The 17,247-nt window shown below is 39.7% G+C and carries 14 protein-coding genes; 1 reads left to right on the top strand and 13 read right to left on the bottom strand.

Annotated elements, in window-relative coordinates; genetic code table 11:
• Positions 1-223: 223 nt before the first annotated feature.
• From ytxC to citZ, 12 genes are all read right to left on the bottom strand, one after another.
• A complete protein-coding gene (gene ytxC / locus GN217_RS15650; protein WP_156857617.1) occupies positions 224-1,075 on the bottom strand; it encodes a sporulation protein YtxC in 852 nt (283 codons plus the stop codon).
• Between the two features lie 697 nt (positions 1,076-1,772).
• The gene (gene dnaI, locus GN217_RS15645; protein WP_156857590.1) at positions 1,773-2,699 is read right to left on the bottom strand and encodes a primosomal protein DnaI; all 927 of its coding nucleotides are present in this window, start codon (positions 2,697-2,699) and stop codon (positions 1,773-1,775) included.
• Positions 2,700-2,724: 25 nt separating this feature from the next.
• Positions 2,725-4,080 carry a replication initiation and membrane attachment family protein gene (locus GN217_RS15640; RefSeq protein WP_156857589.1) on the bottom strand — a complete coding sequence of 452 codons (1,356 nt, stop codon included), beginning with the start codon at positions 4,078-4,080 and terminating at the stop codon, positions 2,725-2,727.
• 16 nt (positions 4,081-4,096) lie between these two features.
• Positions 4,097-4,579, bottom strand: coding sequence for a transcriptional regulator NrdR (gene nrdR / locus GN217_RS15635; protein WP_156857588.1), 483 nt, complete (start codon positions 4,577-4,579; stop codon positions 4,097-4,099).
• A gap of 458 nt (positions 4,580-5,037) precedes the next feature.
• A complete protein-coding gene (locus tag GN217_RS15630) occupies positions 5,038-6,072 on the bottom strand; it encodes a glyceraldehyde-3-phosphate dehydrogenase (RefSeq protein ID WP_156857587.1) in 1,035 nt (344 codons plus the stop codon).
• A 174-nt stretch (positions 6,073-6,246) separates the two neighbouring features.
• A complete protein-coding gene (gene coaE, locus GN217_RS15625) occupies positions 6,247-6,855 on the bottom strand; it encodes a dephospho-CoA kinase (RefSeq protein ID WP_156857586.1) in 609 nt (202 codons plus the stop codon).
• Between the two features lie 13 nt (positions 6,856-6,868).
• The gene (gene mutM, locus GN217_RS15620; RefSeq protein WP_156857616.1) at positions 6,869-7,696 is read right to left on the bottom strand and encodes a DNA-formamidopyrimidine glycosylase; all 828 of its coding nucleotides are present in this window, start codon (positions 7,694-7,696) and stop codon (positions 6,869-6,871) included.
• 13 nt (positions 7,697-7,709) lie between these two features.
• On the bottom strand, positions 7,710-10,346 hold the full coding sequence (gene polA / locus GN217_RS15615) for a DNA polymerase I (RefSeq protein WP_156857585.1): 2,637 nt from the start codon (positions 10,344-10,346) through the stop codon (positions 7,710-7,712).
• 121 nt (positions 10,347-10,467) lie between these two features.
• On the bottom strand, positions 10,468-11,829 hold the full coding sequence (gene pnpS, locus GN217_RS15610) for a two-component system histidine kinase PnpS (protein ID WP_156857584.1): 1,362 nt from the start codon (positions 11,827-11,829) through the stop codon (positions 10,468-10,470).
• A complete protein-coding gene (locus GN217_RS15605) occupies positions 11,826-12,521 on the bottom strand; it encodes a response regulator transcription factor (RefSeq protein WP_156857583.1) in 696 nt (231 codons plus the stop codon). The genes pnpS and GN217_RS15605 overlap by 4 nt, the downstream gene beginning before the upstream one ends.
• Positions 12,522-12,748: 227 nt before the next feature.
• Positions 12,749-14,017 carry an NADP-dependent isocitrate dehydrogenase gene (icd, locus tag GN217_RS15600; protein ID WP_156857582.1) on the bottom strand — a complete coding sequence of 423 codons (1,269 nt, stop codon included), beginning with the start codon at positions 14,015-14,017 and terminating at the stop codon, positions 12,749-12,751.
• Between the two features lie 79 nt (positions 14,018-14,096).
• Positions 14,097-15,215, bottom strand: a complete 1,119-nt coding sequence (gene citZ / locus GN217_RS15595) for a citrate synthase (protein ID WP_156857581.1) — start codon at positions 15,213-15,215, stop codon at positions 14,097-14,099.
• Between the two features lie 271 nt (positions 15,216-15,486).
• On the opposite strand from citZ, the gene ytvI reads away from it, so the two are divergent.
• Positions 15,487-16,599, top strand: coding sequence for a sporulation integral membrane protein YtvI (gene ytvI, locus GN217_RS15590; protein ID WP_198042684.1), 1,113 nt, complete (start codon positions 15,487-15,489; stop codon positions 16,597-16,599).
• On the opposite strand, the gene GN217_RS15585 is transcribed toward ytvI, so the two are convergent.
• Positions 16,596-16,985, bottom strand: coding sequence for an FxsA family protein (locus GN217_RS15585; RefSeq protein WP_156857579.1), 390 nt, complete (start codon positions 16,983-16,985; stop codon positions 16,596-16,598). The two genes, ytvI and GN217_RS15585, sit on opposite strands and share 4 nt — an antisense overlap.
• Between the last annotated feature and the right edge of the window lie 262 nt (positions 16,986-17,247).

Raw genomic sequence — 17,247 nt, 5'->3', positions numbered from 1 at the left:
TTTAACGCAGATTAGACGCTGCCATTTACTGTTGTTCCACGGCAGTGCTCGGAGGTGGTAATTATTTGACTGCATACGGAAAGCTTTCAGCCAAGGCTTTCTTCTCTTATCTATACAGGTATACAAATAATCATGTCCTCTTCATTGCTGAATTTATATGATTAATTGTATTATAACGCCCGTTTATTGGAAAATCAAGCCTCGGAATATTTTTTTCTATACGCTATTTATTTCCAAAGGTGAAATAGGTATACGGAAAATCCTTAAATGATTGAATATCAACCCTTTCTTGAAAAATATTCAGTACCGTTTGTGTCCGCGGGCTGGATGAGTCGTCCACATACAATTTTATTTTCCGCGGGGCAAGCGCAATCAATGGTGTAAGATTCCATTCATCCTCAGGTAATCCGAACAAATAAAGGGGAACTTTTTTCATAATAGAACGCAGCTCAACTTTAGAATACGGTTTACCGGTAAAGTGATAATAACTAAATGTATTTCCTCCAACAACGTGGATAAGTGGAACAGCAGGTTCTTTCTTAATGATGTATTCCCTTAACGTATTAATAAATGATTGATGCTCTTCTTCGCGCTTGAATTCATCAATGGCCAGTCCAACATAATGGATGAGATCTTGCTTGAATGCCTTCATCCCCGTCTGAACAATCCAATCGAAATGTACATCTTGCGCATTGCGGATATGCATAAGGAAAATTGCACGTAATAATTGGATGGGATGCTTATTTTTACGGAGCATTTTACAATCCTTATCTTCTCCAGTTACAATCCATTCCGCAAGCTCATAAATTTGTTCGATTTCATGTCCATCAGAAAAATAATAAGTATCTTGAATGATTTCATTGATAATACTTCTTAACCGATGCGTGACATAGACATCAACTAAAGATACTGCGATCGACTGGAAGATGATTTCATTTAATGGTTCCTCGTTGATCGTAAGCTGATTTCCCCGCTTTGCATTGACTTGCCAATATACGGCGATCTGTTTGTTTTGCTGAAATAATCGTTCGCAAAAACATATGACCTCCTTGTCCGACTCAAAGAAAATATCCATTTTTTTCACATCACCCTCATTTACAACCAAACTGCTATATTATATGGACTGGTTGTGAAAAAAATGATAAAACTATTGAAACTAATTACTCGACTTTTACAGGCCCAATCAATTCTACATATCTTAATATAATTTAAAAAGCTCCAACCCCTTTCATACAGCGTAAGTGTCTGCTCTTTCACTAATTAAGGCGCTCTAATCGCCGTTCAGTTGCCCGGTGGACGGATGCTTTCCGCGGGCACAGCTGGAGCCTCCTCGGGCTACCGCCCTGCGGGGTCTCCAGACTCGTGCTTTTCCCGCAGGAGTCACCGTCCATCGGGCAACTGAACTGGTAAGATGATTATTATTGAAAGCATTTATTCTAGTCCCATGTCACGATAGAAATTATATCTGTGGAATAATAAAGAGTGATATAAATTGGGCTTTTCCTGGGAGCAGTCCAGACACCTCGAGACTCCTGCAGGAGGATAGGCTTGGTGAGACCCCGCAGGGCGCCAGCCCGAGGAGGCTCACCAGCCGCCTGCGGAAAGCGAGAGGTGTCTGGACTGCGGACCTCCAGAAGAGAGTTACAGATACTTACGCTGTATGAAAGCAAATGGTTCGGCGGGTTTGATTTTAGGGGGTGTATAAGTAAGATAATTAAATGCAAAAAACTCCCTTCTAGTATTAAGTCCGGTTTCTACTAGAAGGAAGTTCATTATTTTCTGCGGTTATAGCCCTGAACATGCATGATGTCACTTACTTGTTGGATTCGTTCAATGATTCTTGCGGCCTTTAGTGTTTCAACACCTGTTCGCGTTGTTGCAAGATGTGTTTGCAGTTGTTCCAAATTGTAATTAGACGTGAAAAAGACAGGAAGTCCTTCCATCATCCGGTATTGCAGAATGGAACTTAAAATTTCATCCCGAAACCATGCGGAATGCATTTCAGCACCTATATCATCTAGCATGAGAATATCCGTCGTTTTAAATAGATCCATCTTCTCGTTGACGGAATCATCTTTCAATGATGCTTTCATTTCTCTTACGAATTCCGGCATATAAATAATCGTTGATGATATATTGTATTTTTTCAATTCATTCGCAAGAGCTCCTAGCAGGAAGGTTTTCCCTACACCGAAGATTCCATGTAAGTATATTCCCTTCTTCGGAATCTCATGTTTTGCTTGTTCCAGGAAGTCGAATATCTTTAGGAGCACTTGCGTCCTGGATGAATCATTATCAATATCGGAAAATCTCGCTTGCAAAATCTCTTTTGGCATATATAGACTTTGAATTAATTTATTCTGCTCCTGTTCCTTTTCAGCGAGTAATCTGCTATGGCATTTCTCATAACGGATATGAATTTCATCCCCTGTCACTTGCAGAATAGGCGAATATCCTTGAATCATGTTTTTACATTCACCAAAGGAAGCACAGTGATCGCATTGCTTTGATTGGGATTTGAACTCATATAGTTTAATCAGGTTTTTATCAATCTCTTCTTGCCCCAATTCCGGGTGAATAGCGAGGAATTCTTTGATTTCTGGATCTTGAAGCAACTCTTGTTTCATTTTTTGATAATTTTCTTTAAAACTTTCGCTTTTGTTCATCCACGCTTTTAAGTTCGATTGTATTGGTTTCACTAAAATCACCCTTTTAAAGACTGGTTTAATTTCCTTCTGAATATTGTTGCAGCAACTTTGCGACCTTCCATTGCTCCTTGTTCATTGCAGGGGATTCTTTCTCTTCTTTTTTCTCTTTATGTTTCCCTGACTTATACCAATCTGGAACAATATCATTATTTGACGCACGCCCGTAATTACCTTGATGATTCCGCTCCCGCTTTGCCTTCGCTTCTTCATAACTGGCCTTTTCCTTCTTCGCAAATTCCATAGCTTCTCTCGCTGTCTGTAATTTCGCCCGAGACCAGTGACTTGCAATCTTCTCGAGATAAGCTCTGGACAATTTCATGTTTGTCTGCAATAGCACATAATGGATGAGAACATTCATAACAGCTGGCGGAAGCCCTTGATTCGTCATCACATCGCTGATCAGCTTCAGATCTTGAGCGGAAGCAGAACTTCCACTTGATAAATCTTCCAGTAATTGTTTCGGCGTAATTGTTTCTAACTCACGAATTAATAAATCTTCTCTTGTAAGTGGCTTTTCCGGTTCTTCCGCTTTGATTACTTGCTTATTAAGTTCTTTCTTTTCCACAAGACGGATTGGCTGACTATTGCTTTTTGCTCGATAAATGTCATGGCAAGCTTGTTTAAATTCTTCCCTGTCGAGATAATTCTCCTCATTTAATGACCAAATAACGGCTTTATCGATCTCAAAGCTTTCCAATTCATAGAGAATGAGCATATGAGCAATCAACTTACGGTTTTCTTTCGTCAGAACACGATAAACAGGGATCATCCGTTGCTTCAGCATCTGTTCCAGCCACTGGAAGTCTACTGTCCCGTCTTCCTCAACGGCTACTGCTTCATCTTCATGAACAGTCACTTGAACCATTCCTTCTTTAGGGGTAGTCTGAAATACTTCCTGGAAATCTGCAGTAATATTCTCGCCAGCTTCCGGTACACTGTCTTTTGCGAAAAGATCTTTTAGCTGGTTGAATTTCTGCTCACCAAGGTGATGATAAAGCAGGGATGAACACATTGCTTCTTCAAAGAAACTTTTTGAATCAAACGGACATTGCAAGTTATACGTGTAAATTGTAAACTCGTCCATTTCTTGTTTAAACGTACGTAATAAGCCGATAGCTTCCAGCTTTAAACGGGCATCATAAATTCTATCTAGTGGCAGCATCATGTAATTCATTAACGTATGATGTGTTTGCGGTATTCCTTCTTCCTGCAAGGATACTTCATTCGTTAGGGTTAAATAAAGCATAAGTGCCTCTGTACCAATAAGCGGTTGGTACAAATGTGTTAATGATTGCAGATAATCAACTGGTAATGCTTTATCCATTCGAACAAAATAACCATCAACAGGTAATAGCTGTCCTATGCTTTTCACTGGATATTCACCCTTTTTATTCTTCCTTTTCCGCTTCATCTTGTTCTTCCACATTAATCAATTCTTTCAATTCATCTAGAAAAACAGTAACATCTTTGAATTGACGATAGACAGAAGCAAAGCGAACATAGGCCACTTCATCAACCTTAGAGAGTCTTTCCATCACCATTTCCCCGATTAATTCCGAGTCCACTTCTGATGAACCAAGATTCCTCAGTCCTTTTTCAACCTCAAGAGCAATCTCTTCCATCGTTTCAACCGGAACTGGTCGTTTCTCACAGGCACGGATTAATCCGCGGGTCAGCTTATCCCGAGAAAATTCTTGACGCATACCGTCTTTTTTAACGACGATTAATGGAACTTCCTCCATCCGTTCAAATGTTGTGAAACGCTGACCACATCGTTCACATTCTCTTCGGCGCCGAATCGCTCTTCCGTCTTCTATCGGACGGGAATCGGTTACTTTTGTATTTTTATAATTACAGTTTGAACAACGCAACTTCGCTCACCTCTCTACCTTCAAACAAGTTTCATTTATTAGGATAGAAGCCTACACTTCTAAATGTAAAAAATAATATATCCTTTATTTTAACATGTTTCCGTAAAATCTTCTATTCGATTAAAATCCGGACATGGCTAGCCCTGGATACCTAAGTTATCACAGCATTTTTATTATCACGCATGAACGGTCTGTATTACCCCCACATCTAAACAGGAGGGAAGCCCAATATGTGAAGGTGGGGGGTATACAGTCCGTAAATACCTGATTCGGTTCAACTAACATTCAGTGGGAAGGGAAGGAATTTCCCACTGAATGAAGTTTCACTTTATAGTTTCTTATACAATAAAAAGATGCATCTTCGTTCGGCTGCCCCCGGAACGGAAAATGCATCTTTATAGCAATTTGATTTATCAGGCATTAACGGTCTGTAATACCCCCACTGAATGAGTTTCACTTTATGAAATTTTAGCAGTTTGTTTGTACAATAGTGATTCACCAACTAGTTTCGCCAAATCAAGGACGCGTGCAGAGTAGCCCCATTCATTATCATACCAAGCAAGGACTTTAATCTTTTTATCCTCCATTACAATCGTTGATAATCCGTCAACGATAGCTGATGAATCGGTAGTTGTAAAGTCGATTGACACAAGCGGATCCTCCGTATAGCTAATGATACCGTTATAGTCCCTTGCAGCCGCTTCTTTAAAGGCACGATTCACTTCTTCCACCGTAACGCTTTCTTCTACATCAACAACTAGGTCAACGAGTGATACGTCTGGAGTTGGAACACGTAAAGCCATTCCATGCAATTTACCATTCAAATGTGGTAATACTTCGCCAAGTGCTTTCGCGGCTCCTGTAGAAGTTGGAATAATGGATTGTGTACAGCCACGGGCACGGCGAAGGTCTTTATGTGGATTATCCAAGTTCTTCTGATCGTTTGTGAATGCATGGACTGTAGTCATTAATCCGTTAACAATTTTGAAACGGTCATCAAGGACTTTTACGACTGGTGCTAAACAGTTAGTTGTACATGATGCGTTTGATACAATATGGTGGATATCTCCGTTATATTCCTCATCATTTACACCGATAACGATAGTTTTATCGATTTCTTTACCAGGTGCCGTAATGACAACTTTTTTCGCACCTGCCTGAAGATGTAATCCTGCTGTTTCATTTGTCTTAAACTTCCCTGTTGCTTCAATAACAACATCTATATCAAGTTCATTCCAAGGCAACTTATCCGGCTCCCTGGAACTGACAAGCTTAACTTCTTTACCGTTAATTTGCAGCGCATTGTCAAGCGCTTTCACTTCCCCTTCAAAAATACCATGAACACTATCATATTTAATTAAATGCGCTAACGTTTCGGGCGGGTAGCTTGCATTGACTGCTACAACTTCAAATTGTTCATCCACCATAGCCTGGCGGAACACCATTCTCCCGATACGTCCAAACCCATTAATTGCAATACGAATTTTACCCATCTTTACCCCATTCCTCCCAATAAGTTATACTTTATTATGTATTACTGCAATTAGTATAACACATTAAACTTGGAATGTGTGCTATTTTCATCATAATCCAGATGTTTTAATATTAAGAAAGTTGGTTACCTTATTCGTATCTTATGCAATCCATTTTATTACGGCACTGCTAAGTCAATTAACTTCAAGTATTTGCCACTTTTCTAGCAACTGCCGCAGCTGTTCATATGTTTCTTCCTTCGTGCTATTATTATTAATTACCGCGTCAGCAAGACTTGCTTTTTCCTTTACTGGCATTTGCGACTGGATGCGTTGCATTGCTTCTTCTTCTGTAAACTCATTTCTCGCCATTAAACGCTGTAACTGAATCTCTTGATCGGCATACACGACGAGAACCTTATCTACAAATTCTTGAAGCTTACTCTCAAACAGTAATGGAATATCCAGAACAACACATTGATTACCCTCACGGATGAAGTGATCCCTTTTCTCAAGCATTTTTTTCCGAATGGCAGGGTGGACGATGCCGTTTAATTGTTTCCGCTTCGTCTCGTCGGTAAACACAATTTCACCGAGCTGTTTCCGGTTAAGCGTCTTATCTTCGAGCAGGATATCCTCTCCAAAGGTTTCAATCACTTCTTTATAAGCGTCTTCTCCTGGCTCCACTACTTCTCTTGCCAATATATCAGCATCGATAACTGGGATGCCAAGTTGTCGAAACATCTTGGCAACGGTACTTTTTCCTGTCGCTATACTTCCGGTTAATCCGATGACTAAACTCAAAAAATCTCACCCCTTAGAGAGGCTGGCACTTGGTACATAAATGTGTTCCTCTGCCAGCCACTTTTATTTTTACTATTTTTTGTCCGCAGTCTGTGCATTGTTCATTTTCCTGGCCGTAGACAAACAGCTTCTGCTGGAACATGCCCATTTCCCCTTCAGAATTCACGTAGGAACGGATCGTTGTGCCTCCCGCTTCTACCGCTTCTGTCAAGGTGATGATTGCAGCATCTTTAATTTTTTCAATCTCACTGTCTTTTAATGTGTTCGCCCTTCTCATCGGGTGTACGCCCGCTTTATACAATGTCTCGTCCACATAAATATTACCCAACCCTGTTACGACTGATTGATCAAGCAATACTGCTTTAATCAATCGTTCCGTCTTGTTCAGCTTCTCTTTAAAATAGGGAAAACTAAAGGACGAATCGAATGGCTCCGGCCCTAATTTACGGAGTGGATCGTGTGTCATCTCATCCCCAATCGGATAGAGATGCATCGTACCAAATTTGCGCACATCATGATAATGCAGTGCTTCCCCGTTTGTAAATGTGAAAATAACATGCGTATGTTTATCCTTCTCTGTTTCTTCCGGTAGGACTCTATATTTTCCTTCCATACGTAAATGGGAAACGAGGCAGTAATCATCCAAATAAAATAAGAGGAACTTCCCTCTCCGACCCAACCGTTGAACCGTTTGGCCGACTAGCAAATGTTTAAATTGTTCCACATCATCGGGATGCTTGATAATCTTTCCCCAATGAACTTCTACTGTTTCAATTGTCTTCCCAATGGTTAAATGTTCAAGTGTTCGCTTTATCGTTTCTACCTCTGGTAACTCTGGCATTTCTTCTATCTCCTTATTTAGCGTCAAACCAGCTTTCCCCATACTCATAATCCACTTTGAGTGGTACGAGTATTTCAATCGTCTCTTCCATTGTTGCTGGCACAATTTCAATTAATCGGTCCAATTCCGACTTCGGTGCTTCTAAAATCAGTTCGTCATGGACTTGAAGCAGCATGCGGGCTTCAAGTTTCTCTTCTTTTAATTTATGATGAAGGTCGATCATCGCCTGCTTGATGATATCTGCTGCACTTCCTTGAATCGGCGTATTCATTGCGGTCCGCTCCGCAAAGCTTCTTCTGTTGAAATTACGGCTCGTAATCTCTGGTAAATATCTTCTCCGGTTCATGATTGTCGTTACATACCCTTGTTGTTTCGCTGATTGAACAATACTGTCCATATAATCCTTTACACCTGGGAAACTTTCGAAATAACGTTCAATAAATTGTTTCGCTTCTTTCCGAGTTATGCCTAGGTTTTGTGAAAGACCGTAATCACTAATTCCATAGACGATTCCAAAGTTTACCGCTTTAGCTTGTCTACGCATATTAACTGTGACCGCATCTTCCTCGACATGGAATACATCCATTGCGGTTCTTGTATGAATATCCATGTCATGCTGGAAAGCATCAACCAGCTTCTCATCTTTTGCAAAGTGAGCGAGCACTCTTAATTCAATTTGTGAGTAATCCGCAGCAAAGATAATCCAGTCCTTCTCTGAAGGTACGAATGCACGCCGGATCTTTCTTCCTTCCTCCAGTCGTATTGGGATATTTTGTAAATTAGGATCCACCGAACTAAGTCTTCCTGTTTGAGTAAGCGCCTGGTTGAAGCGGGTATGAATCTTGCTTGTATCTTTGTCCACGACTTTTAATAAACCTTCAATATAAGTCGATTGTAACTTTCCGAGTTGACGATATAACAAGATTTTCGGAATGATCTCATGTTCCATTTGAAGCTGTTCAAGTACGTCTGCGGCAGTCGAGTATCCCGTTTTCGTCTTCTTAATAACAGGGAGCCCTAATTTATCGAACAGAATTGGGCCAAGCTGTTTCGGTGAATTAATATTGAACTCTTCACCTGCAAGCTCATGGATTTCACGAATTAACGTATCCAATCTTGCTTTCAAATCCGCTTCCATTTCTTTAAGGCGGTCTGTATCAACTAATACGCCTTGATGTTCCATCTCACCAAGAATTAAAGCAAGCGGCATCTCCAGTTCAGCAAGCAATTCATATTGTTCATTTTCTTTCAATTGCTCCGTCATACGAGTCTGTAATTTAAATAAGGAAAGAGCTTTTCTTGTAATATGTTCTGCAGTAATCCTCTCTTCAGGCACCTTCATCTTGGCACCTTTCCCGTACACTTCTTCATCAAAGAGGACATCCGTATAGCCATACCTGCTTCCAATCGACGGGATATCATGATTGTTCTCCGCCGGGTTCAAGAGATAAGATGCTAATAGCATGTCAAAGGTAATTCCCTTTATTTCAATATCATTTCTAAGCAGAGCAACAACTGTTTCTTTCGCATCAAATACCGCTTTTTTCTGTGCCGGATCTTCTGCCCATGTTTTGAATGCAACTGATTCAAGGGCTAGATCTGTTGGGATAAAATAATTACCTGATTCATTGACTAGGCCAAATCCGATAATCGGAGCCTGATGATAATTTTCTTCAATGATTTCAACTACTAATGCACTGGCTCCATTAAAAATTGTTTCATCCACTTCCGAAACAATCTCGTAATCAAGCTTTGCCATTTCCACTGATTCTTCCGCCTCTTCACCTTCTCCGGAAAATCTGTTTAGAAGTGAGTTGAATCCGAGTTCTTTAAAGATATTCATTACTTGGTTCTTGTCAAACCCATTAAACTGAATATCATCAATGGAAATACTTACAGGAGATTCCCGGTCAATTGTAACGAGTTCTCTACTCATAAACGCTTCATCTTTATGAGTTGTGAGGTTTTCTTTTAATTTCTTTCCACCGATTGCATCAATGTTCTCATATACTTCTTCTAATGTCGGGTATTGTTTCAACAATTTTAATGCTGTTTTTTCACCAACACCTGGCACCCCAGGAATATTATCGGAACTATCACCCATCAAAGCTTTGAAATCAATTATTTGATCGGGTGAGATACCGATTTTCTCCTTAAGAAAGGCAGGAGTGTATTTATCAATCTCACTTATTCCTTTTTTAGTCACATGAACAGTCACGTGATCAGACACAAGCTGCAGAAGGTCTTTATCTCCCGAAATGACGGTTACTTCCCAATCATCGTTATCCCCTAATTTGGAAAAAGTTCCAATAATATCATCTGCTTCATACTGCTCCAGTTCATAATGCGGAATTTGAAAAGCTTCAAGCAACTCTTTAAGAACTGGGAATTGCTCGGACAATTCAGGTGGGGTCTTCTGTCTCCCTCCTTTATATTCTTTATACGTGTCATGACGGAAGGTTGTCTTACCTGCATCAAAAGCAACTAGCATATGTGTTGGCTTTTCTTCTTCCAAAATTCTTAATAACATCGTCGTAAAACCATACACAGCATTTGTATATACACCTTTATCATTATTTAATAAAGGCAGCGCAAAAAATGCTCGGTAAATAATACTGTTTCCATCGATAAGTACTAATTTATTTCCCATCCGGATTCCTCCAATTTACATTCTCATTATATTCATTTTATCACTCTAAGCTAATAAAGGAAAAAATAACGAAATTCCCAGACTGGCGCTGGTTGATTTAAAAAAAGCATAAGCTAGTTGCTTATGCTGGTAAACAGACTGTAATCGTTGTACCTTGATCCGCTTCACTGTCGATTAATATCTCCCCTTCATGTACTTCCACGATATGTTTTACAATGGCAAGCCCAAGACCAGTTCCACCAGAATCCCTTGCCCGCGCTTTGTCCACGCGGTAAAACCGTTCGAATACACGTGGTATATCTTTCTCTGGGATACCAATACCTGTATCACAGACTTCGATTTTCACCAACTCATCTTCTTTGTAGATTCGCAGGGAAACGTCCCCTCTTGCCGGTGTATAGTTCAGGGCGTTGTTCACAAGGTTAATGATCACCTGGGTAATGCGATCCTTATCTGCTTTGAACTGAATATCTTCCACTTCTGTTGTAAATGAGATATCTTTCCGCTCTGCCTTATAAGTGAGTGCTGGCATAAGCGATTCCACCAATTCTGAAGCATTAATTTTATGCAGGACGAGCTTGAAATTATCACTTTCCAATCTCGATAAAGATAGCAGGTCTTCGATTAAAATCTGAATTCGATTACTCTCATGATAGATAATCTCCAAAAATTGACTAACCGCTTCCTTATCATCAAGATTACCGTCCAATAATGTTTCTGAAAATCCCTTAATCGATGTAATAGGTGTGCGGAGTTCATGGGAGACATTCGCGACAAAGTCTTTCCGCATGCTCTCGAGCTTCTTCAATTCTGTTATATCATGAAGAACGAGTACAACTCCTTTAGGGATATTACGTTCATTAATGATCGGAGCTCCAGATATTTCAAAATACATATTCTCAATCCCGACATAATGCTTGAACGTATCTTTTACTCTTCCCTCATAAAGGAACACCTTTTGGATTGTCTCCTGGATCGTCTCATCTTCCAACACATTATAATACAATGAACCGACATAATCCTTCTCCGTTTTACCGAACAAATCAATAAATTTACGGTTCACAAGATGGATATACCCTCTCTCATCCAGCAACACTAGACCACTTGCCATATTATCGATTAAGGTCGAAAGCTGTTCGGATTGGATTTGTTCTTGAAGAGAAAACTCTGTCAATTCTCTAGCCAGTTTATTAATATTGGTGCTCAACTCATTGTGCAATGGATTTCTCGTATAATGGAATCTTGCCTGGTAATTCCCTTTACCGATTTCTTTAATGGTGTTCGATGCCTTTTCAATTGGTAAAATATAATTATTATAAATCCGGATAAACAGAAGGCAAACAGAAAAAAACACAATGAAAAGCACTGCGATCAAGAAGATAATATTCTCGGCAAAGGTGGAAATAATCAGTCCTGCTATAAGAACGATGATGAATAAACCGACAATGTAAGAGAGTAATACTTTGGAAAAAGGTCCATTCATTTAGCAGGCTCCTCCATTTTATAGCCTAGCCCCCGAATCGTCTTAATATAAATCGGTTTTTTTGTATCTGGTTCAATTTTATCTCGTAAATGACTGATGTGTACATCGACAATCCGAGTATCTCCTACAAAATCATAGTCCCATACACCACTCAATAACTGATCACGTGAAATCACTTTATCTTTATTTTTGGCAAGATAATAAAGTAGTTCAAATTCTTTTCTAGTGAACGAGATCATTTCTCCATGAAGTTCTGCTTCATATCGTTCCGGATAAATAACCAAATTTCCAATTGTAATAGAGCTGAAATGATTGTGGTTCATTTTCATAGTGCGTCTTAAAATTGCTTTGATTCTCGCGATAACCTCTTTCGGGCTAAATGGTTTTGTTAAATAATCATCCGCCCCAAGCTCAAGTCCGAGAACTTTATCAAATTCTTCATCCTTTGCCGTAAGCATAAGGATTGGTGTATCAATTTTATTATTCCGCAAATATTTACAAACTTCAATTCCGTCCATTTCTGGGAGCATTAAATCAAGAACAATTAAATCAAATTCTTGCGTTTCAGCTTTACGAACTGCTTCCGGGCCGTCATAGGCTTCATCGGTAGTGAACCCAGACTTTTCCAGATTATACTTTAATAATGTTACGATAGGTTTTTCATCATCCACGATAAGAATTTTTTGACTCATTTTGATTTCTCGTCTCCTCCACCAACTAATTATCTGTCTATACGTTTCTATCATACCATCTCCAGCGGCATACCGTATATCAAATAACATATTATTAAGAAATCTTAACATAATTTACCTTTAATTAGTATGGGCGGATGATGATAAAAATATAACTACCTATCCAGGAGTCCGCAAAAAAACCACCATTCTATGAAAATATAAAATGGTGGTTTGGATTAGTAATTTTATAGGTTTTTGATTAGTTCATCAGCAAACTCGGAACATTTAACTTCGGTCGCGCCATCCATGAGACGTGCGAAGTCATATGTGACAACCTTGGACTCGATTGTTTTATCCATGGAAGCTGTGATCAAGTCTGCTGCTTCTCTCCATCCTAAGTGTTCTAACATAAGAACCGCGGATAGAATTACGGACGAAGGGTTAACCTTGTCTAAGCCTGCATACTTAGGTGCTGTACCATGTGTTGCTTCAAAGATTGCGTGGCCAGTATCATAGTTGATGTTTGCTCCTGGAGCAATTCCGATTCCACCTACTTGTGCAGCAAGCGCATCAGAAACATAGTCTCCGTTCAGGTTCATTGTCGCTACAACATCAAATTCACGTGGGCGAGTTAGAATTTGTTGCAAGAAGATATCTGCAATTGCATCTTTAATCAAGATTTTGCCACTAGCTAATGCTTCATCTTGCGCTTTGTTTGCAGCATCCTTTCCTTCTTTCTCAACAATGCGGTCATATTCATCCCAAGTGAATACTTTATCGCCGAACTCTTCTTCAGCTACTTCATAACCCCACTGCTTGAAGGCACCTTCTGTAAACTTCATAATATTACCTTTGTGGACGAGCGTTACACTCTTACGTCCTTCATTTATAGCATACTCAATTGCAGAACGAACGAGGCGCTTTGTCCCTTCTTCAGAAACTGGTTTGATTCCAATACCGGAAGATTCCGGGAAACGGATATTTTTAACACTCATTTCGTTTTGTAAGAAATCAATGATTTTCTTTACATCGTCCGTGCCTTTTTCCCACTCGATACCTGCATAAATATCTTCTGTATTCTCACGGAACACAACCATATCTACATCTTCAGGTCGTTTTACAGGTGAAGGAACACCGCTAAAGTGACGAACTGGGCGTAAGCATGTATATAAATCTAATTCTTGACGCAAAGCAACGTTTAAGGAACGGAATCCTCCGCCAATTGGTGTTGTTAATGGCCCTTTAATTGCAATTTTATATTCGTCTATTTTATCAAGTGTGTCTTGAGGAAGCCACTCGCCAAACTTATTGTATGCTTTTTCCCCAGCGTATACTTCCATCCATTCGATCTTCTTTTCTCCGTTATATGCTTTCTCTACAGAAGCATCAATTACACGGCTCGCTGCTGCCCATATATCTGGACCAGTTCCGTCTCCTTCGATAAATGGAACAATCGGCTGATTCGGTACTTTTAATTCACCGTTCTCTACTACAATCTTTTCTCCCTGTGTCATTACAACAACCTCCTATATGTATTCATCAAGAATAGCTGGAAAGATATCCAGCTATTCCTATTAACTATCTATAACTTAATTACTCGCGATTTTCAAGTGGGATAAACTTCGCATGCTTCGGACCAACATAATCTGCACGTGGGCGAATCAGGCGGTTATTTTCATATTGTTCTAGAATATGTGCAAGCCATCCAGATGTACGGCTTACTGCAAAAATCGGAGTGAATAAATCATGGTCTATCCCTAAACTGTGATAAACGGATGCACTGTAGAAGTCAACGTTCGCAGGCAATCCTTTTTCTTCTTTAATATAATCTTCTATTTTAACACTCATCTTATACCATTTCTCTTCGCCGATTAATCCGGTGAGCTGTTTGGACATTTCTTTCAAATACTTTGCACGAGGGTCCCCGTTACGGTAGACACGGTGGCCCATTCCCATAATCTTTTCTTTGTTAGCAAGTTTTTCTTTAATATACGGCAGTGCATTATCGACTTCTCCGATTTCACTTAGCATTTTCATTACCGCTTCGTTGGCTCCGCCGTGAAGTGGTCCTTTTAGTGCCCCAATTGCTGCTGTGATACCGGAATACATGTCAGATAGCGTAGCCACACATACACGAGCTGTAAATGTCGATGCATTAAGTTCATGGTCAGCATGAAGAACAAGCGCTTTGTCAATTGCTTCTATTTCAATATCTTTCGGATCTCTGCCATTCAGCATGTAAATAAAGTTCTCAGCAAATGTATACTCCGGTTTCGGCTGAACAGGTTCTTCCCCTTTACGGAGTCTTGCGAACGCTGTCACAATTGCGCCCATGTTCCCTTGGATACGAATTGCTTTCTTCATATTTGCTTCCGCGTCAACTTGATCGGCATCCGGATCGCTGAGCGCCATGTAAGAAATTGCCGTTCGGAGCGCTGCCATTGGATGAACAGCTTTCAAGTCATAAGATTTAAAATGATTAATTAAGCCTTCAGGAACTTTCATATGCTCGACTAGTTCTTTACGTAATTCTTCTAATTCTGACTTATTTGGTAGTTTTAAATGCCAAAGTAGATAAACCACTTCTTCAAAGATCACATTTTCTGCTAGGTCATCAATTGGAATACCAACATATGTAAGTTGGTCATCAATAATAGAACTAATTGATGATTCGGCTGCTACTACACCTTCTAACCCCTTTGTAGTTGTCATACTTAAACCTCTCCTTTTCTATATATTCATACACTCCATGACAATATTATATGTAATGGCTTTCTTTTGCTTAGCTAGTCCTTCCGAACCCTATCTATTGCTGATTCGATATAATATTGTCTTCCCCAGATTAATTATATAGTAATTGCCGGTTAAAGTGAATTGAAAGTGCTTAAATACTTAAAAACGCCATTAAATTCCTCGTTTTGCAGTTTTATTTTTTCACCTGCTGGCATAGTATCTTAAAGAAAGAATGATTTGGGGGATTTCTATGGACAAGTCAATATTAACAAAAATATTTAAAATCTGCATCATTTTACTAGTTTGTATCGGTGGTTTTTTTCTTATCCGCTACTCATTTTCAATCATTCTCCCGATCACGCTCGTTCTTTTGCTAACATCTTCCATGGAACCAGCTGTAAAATTTCTACAACAAAAGGCTAAATTCCCTCGCCCGCTTGCTAGTATCGTTATTCTATTTATTTTATTGTTTCTGTTGGTGGGAATACTGTTTCTTGTTGTAACGGAGATTTATGAAGGGATTGCTTATCTAGCGGAAATTTTGCCAGAACGGTTTCATCAGTTTGGTGCGATTGTGGAATATTACTTCCAAACGACAATCTTACCACTTTATGAACAGATCTTTCGATTTTTTAATGAACTTTCCCCAAGTGACCAGCTCTTCATTCAAGATTATTTCAGCAATTTATTTCAACATTTCGGTAGTCTCGTTGGCGTTTTCTTCCAACAATTATTATTGTCCGTGCCGCGGAACCTTGCGATAATCCCGGAATCGCTAGCCATCGCTTTCTTCATCTTATTTGCAAGTTTCCTATTATCAGCAGATTTCCCCCGTGTGAAAGAATTCTTTGCAGGGCATGTTCCGAAAAAATGGAGTGAATGGCTGCAGCATCTTGTTTATTATATGAAACGATCAACATTAGGTTATGTGAAGGCACAAATCATTCTAATTACGATTTCTTTTCATATCATTTTCTTCGGATTATTATTCATCGGAGTCGAGCATGCTTTAACGATTGCCTTATTTATGATATTAGTCGAGCTGATTCCTTTCGTTGGGACAGGCCTTTTATTCATTCCGTGGATCGGCTATTCTTTTTTATCAGAAAATTATAGTCTGACGATTGGACTTGCAGTTGTTTACGGCATCGTAATCGTTGTAAGACAATTAATCGAACCGAAAATCTATTCGGTGAATTTAGCAATCCATCCACTCGCCTGGCTAATTGCCGCTTTCATCGGACTTAAAATGTTTGGGCTTGCCGGATTGATCCTTGCACCGATTTTTATCGTACTGTTTAAAGGGATGTATGATTCCGGATTTTTCCGCTGGCTGATCCATTATGTCAATGGGAAAACTTAGAACCTCCTATAAATAATGACCCCTTTTTGCACCATTTTATTAAGGATGTTCGCAATTTTGCGTTTAAGAAAATTTCTTGTGAATGGTATAAGTAGAATCAACCCGATTACATCTGAGATAAAGCCTGGTGTAATTAGCAAAATAGCTCCAATAATAATGCAGAGGCCATCCGTAACTTCGGAGGTCGGTACTTCTTGTCTCTCCATGGAACGGAGCGCCCGATTCCATGTTTCAAATCCTTGTATTCTACCAAAAATAAGTCCAAGTGCAGCTGTGCCTACAATTAGGAACAACACCCACCAGACTCCAATATGGCTGCCTACCCAAACGAGTAAACCGATTTCGAGCAAGCTGAATAAAAGAAAGCCAATTAAAAAATTTCGCATATTCTTCACAACCTTTCATGCTAACTTTATGATATAGAACCAGCTTTCACAGCCTTAACCTTCCAGCCAATCCTTATGGAACTTATCCAAAATCGTTTATACTTTCATTCAGCGTAAGTGCAACTCTCTTTCCTGGGTCCGCAGTCCAGACACCTCTCGCTTTCCGCAGGCGGCTGGTGAGCCTCCTCGTACGCTTTGCGTACTGCGGGGTCTCACCTATGCCTTTCCTCCTGCAGGAGTCTCGAGGTGTCTGGACTGCTCC

Source organism: Oceanobacillus sp. AG, assembly GCF_009746545.1.
In the GTDB taxonomy this organism is placed as follows: Bacteria; Bacillota; Bacilli; order Bacillales; family Amphibacillaceae; genus Oceanobacillus; species Oceanobacillus indicireducens.
Note: the sequence above shows the minus strand (reverse complement) of the source record. Positions and strands in the feature narration are given on the sequence as shown.

Bases quoted from the DNA above. Each gene is read 5' to 3' on its own strand.
- ytxC (WP_156857617.1), bottom strand. From the start codon at position 1,075: ATGGATATTTTCTTTGAGTCGGACAAGGAGGTCATATGTTTTTGCGAA.
- GN217_RS15630 (WP_156857587.1), bottom strand. From the start codon at position 6,072: ATGGGTAAAATTCGTATTGCAATTAATGGGTTTGGACGTATCGGGAGA.
- mutM (WP_156857616.1), bottom strand. From the start codon at position 7,696: ATGCCAGAGTTACCAGAGGTAGAAACGATAAAGCGAACACTTGAACAT.
- polA (WP_156857585.1), bottom strand. From the start codon at position 10,346: ATGGGAAATAAATTAGTACTTATCGATGGAAACAGTATTATTTACCGA.
- pnpS (WP_156857584.1), bottom strand. From the start codon at position 11,829: ATGAATGGACCTTTTTCCAAAGTATTACTCTCTTACATTGTCGGTTTA.
- GN217_RS15605 (WP_156857583.1), bottom strand. From the start codon at position 12,521: ATGAGTCAAAAAATTCTTATCGTGGATGATGAAAAACCTATCGTAACA.
- icd (WP_156857582.1), bottom strand. From the start codon at position 14,017: ATGACACAGGGAGAAAAGATTGTAGTAGAGAACGGTGAATTAAAAGTA.
- citZ (WP_156857581.1), bottom strand. From the start codon at position 15,215: ATGACAACTACAAAGGGGTTAGAAGGTGTAGTAGCAGCCGAATCATCA.
- ytvI (WP_198042684.1), top strand. From the start codon at position 15,487: ATGGACAAGTCAATATTAACAAAAATATTTAAAATCTGCATCATTTTA.
- GN217_RS15585 (WP_156857579.1), bottom strand. From the start codon at position 16,985: ATGCGAAATTTTTTAATTGGCTTTCTTTTATTCAGCTTGCTCGAAATC.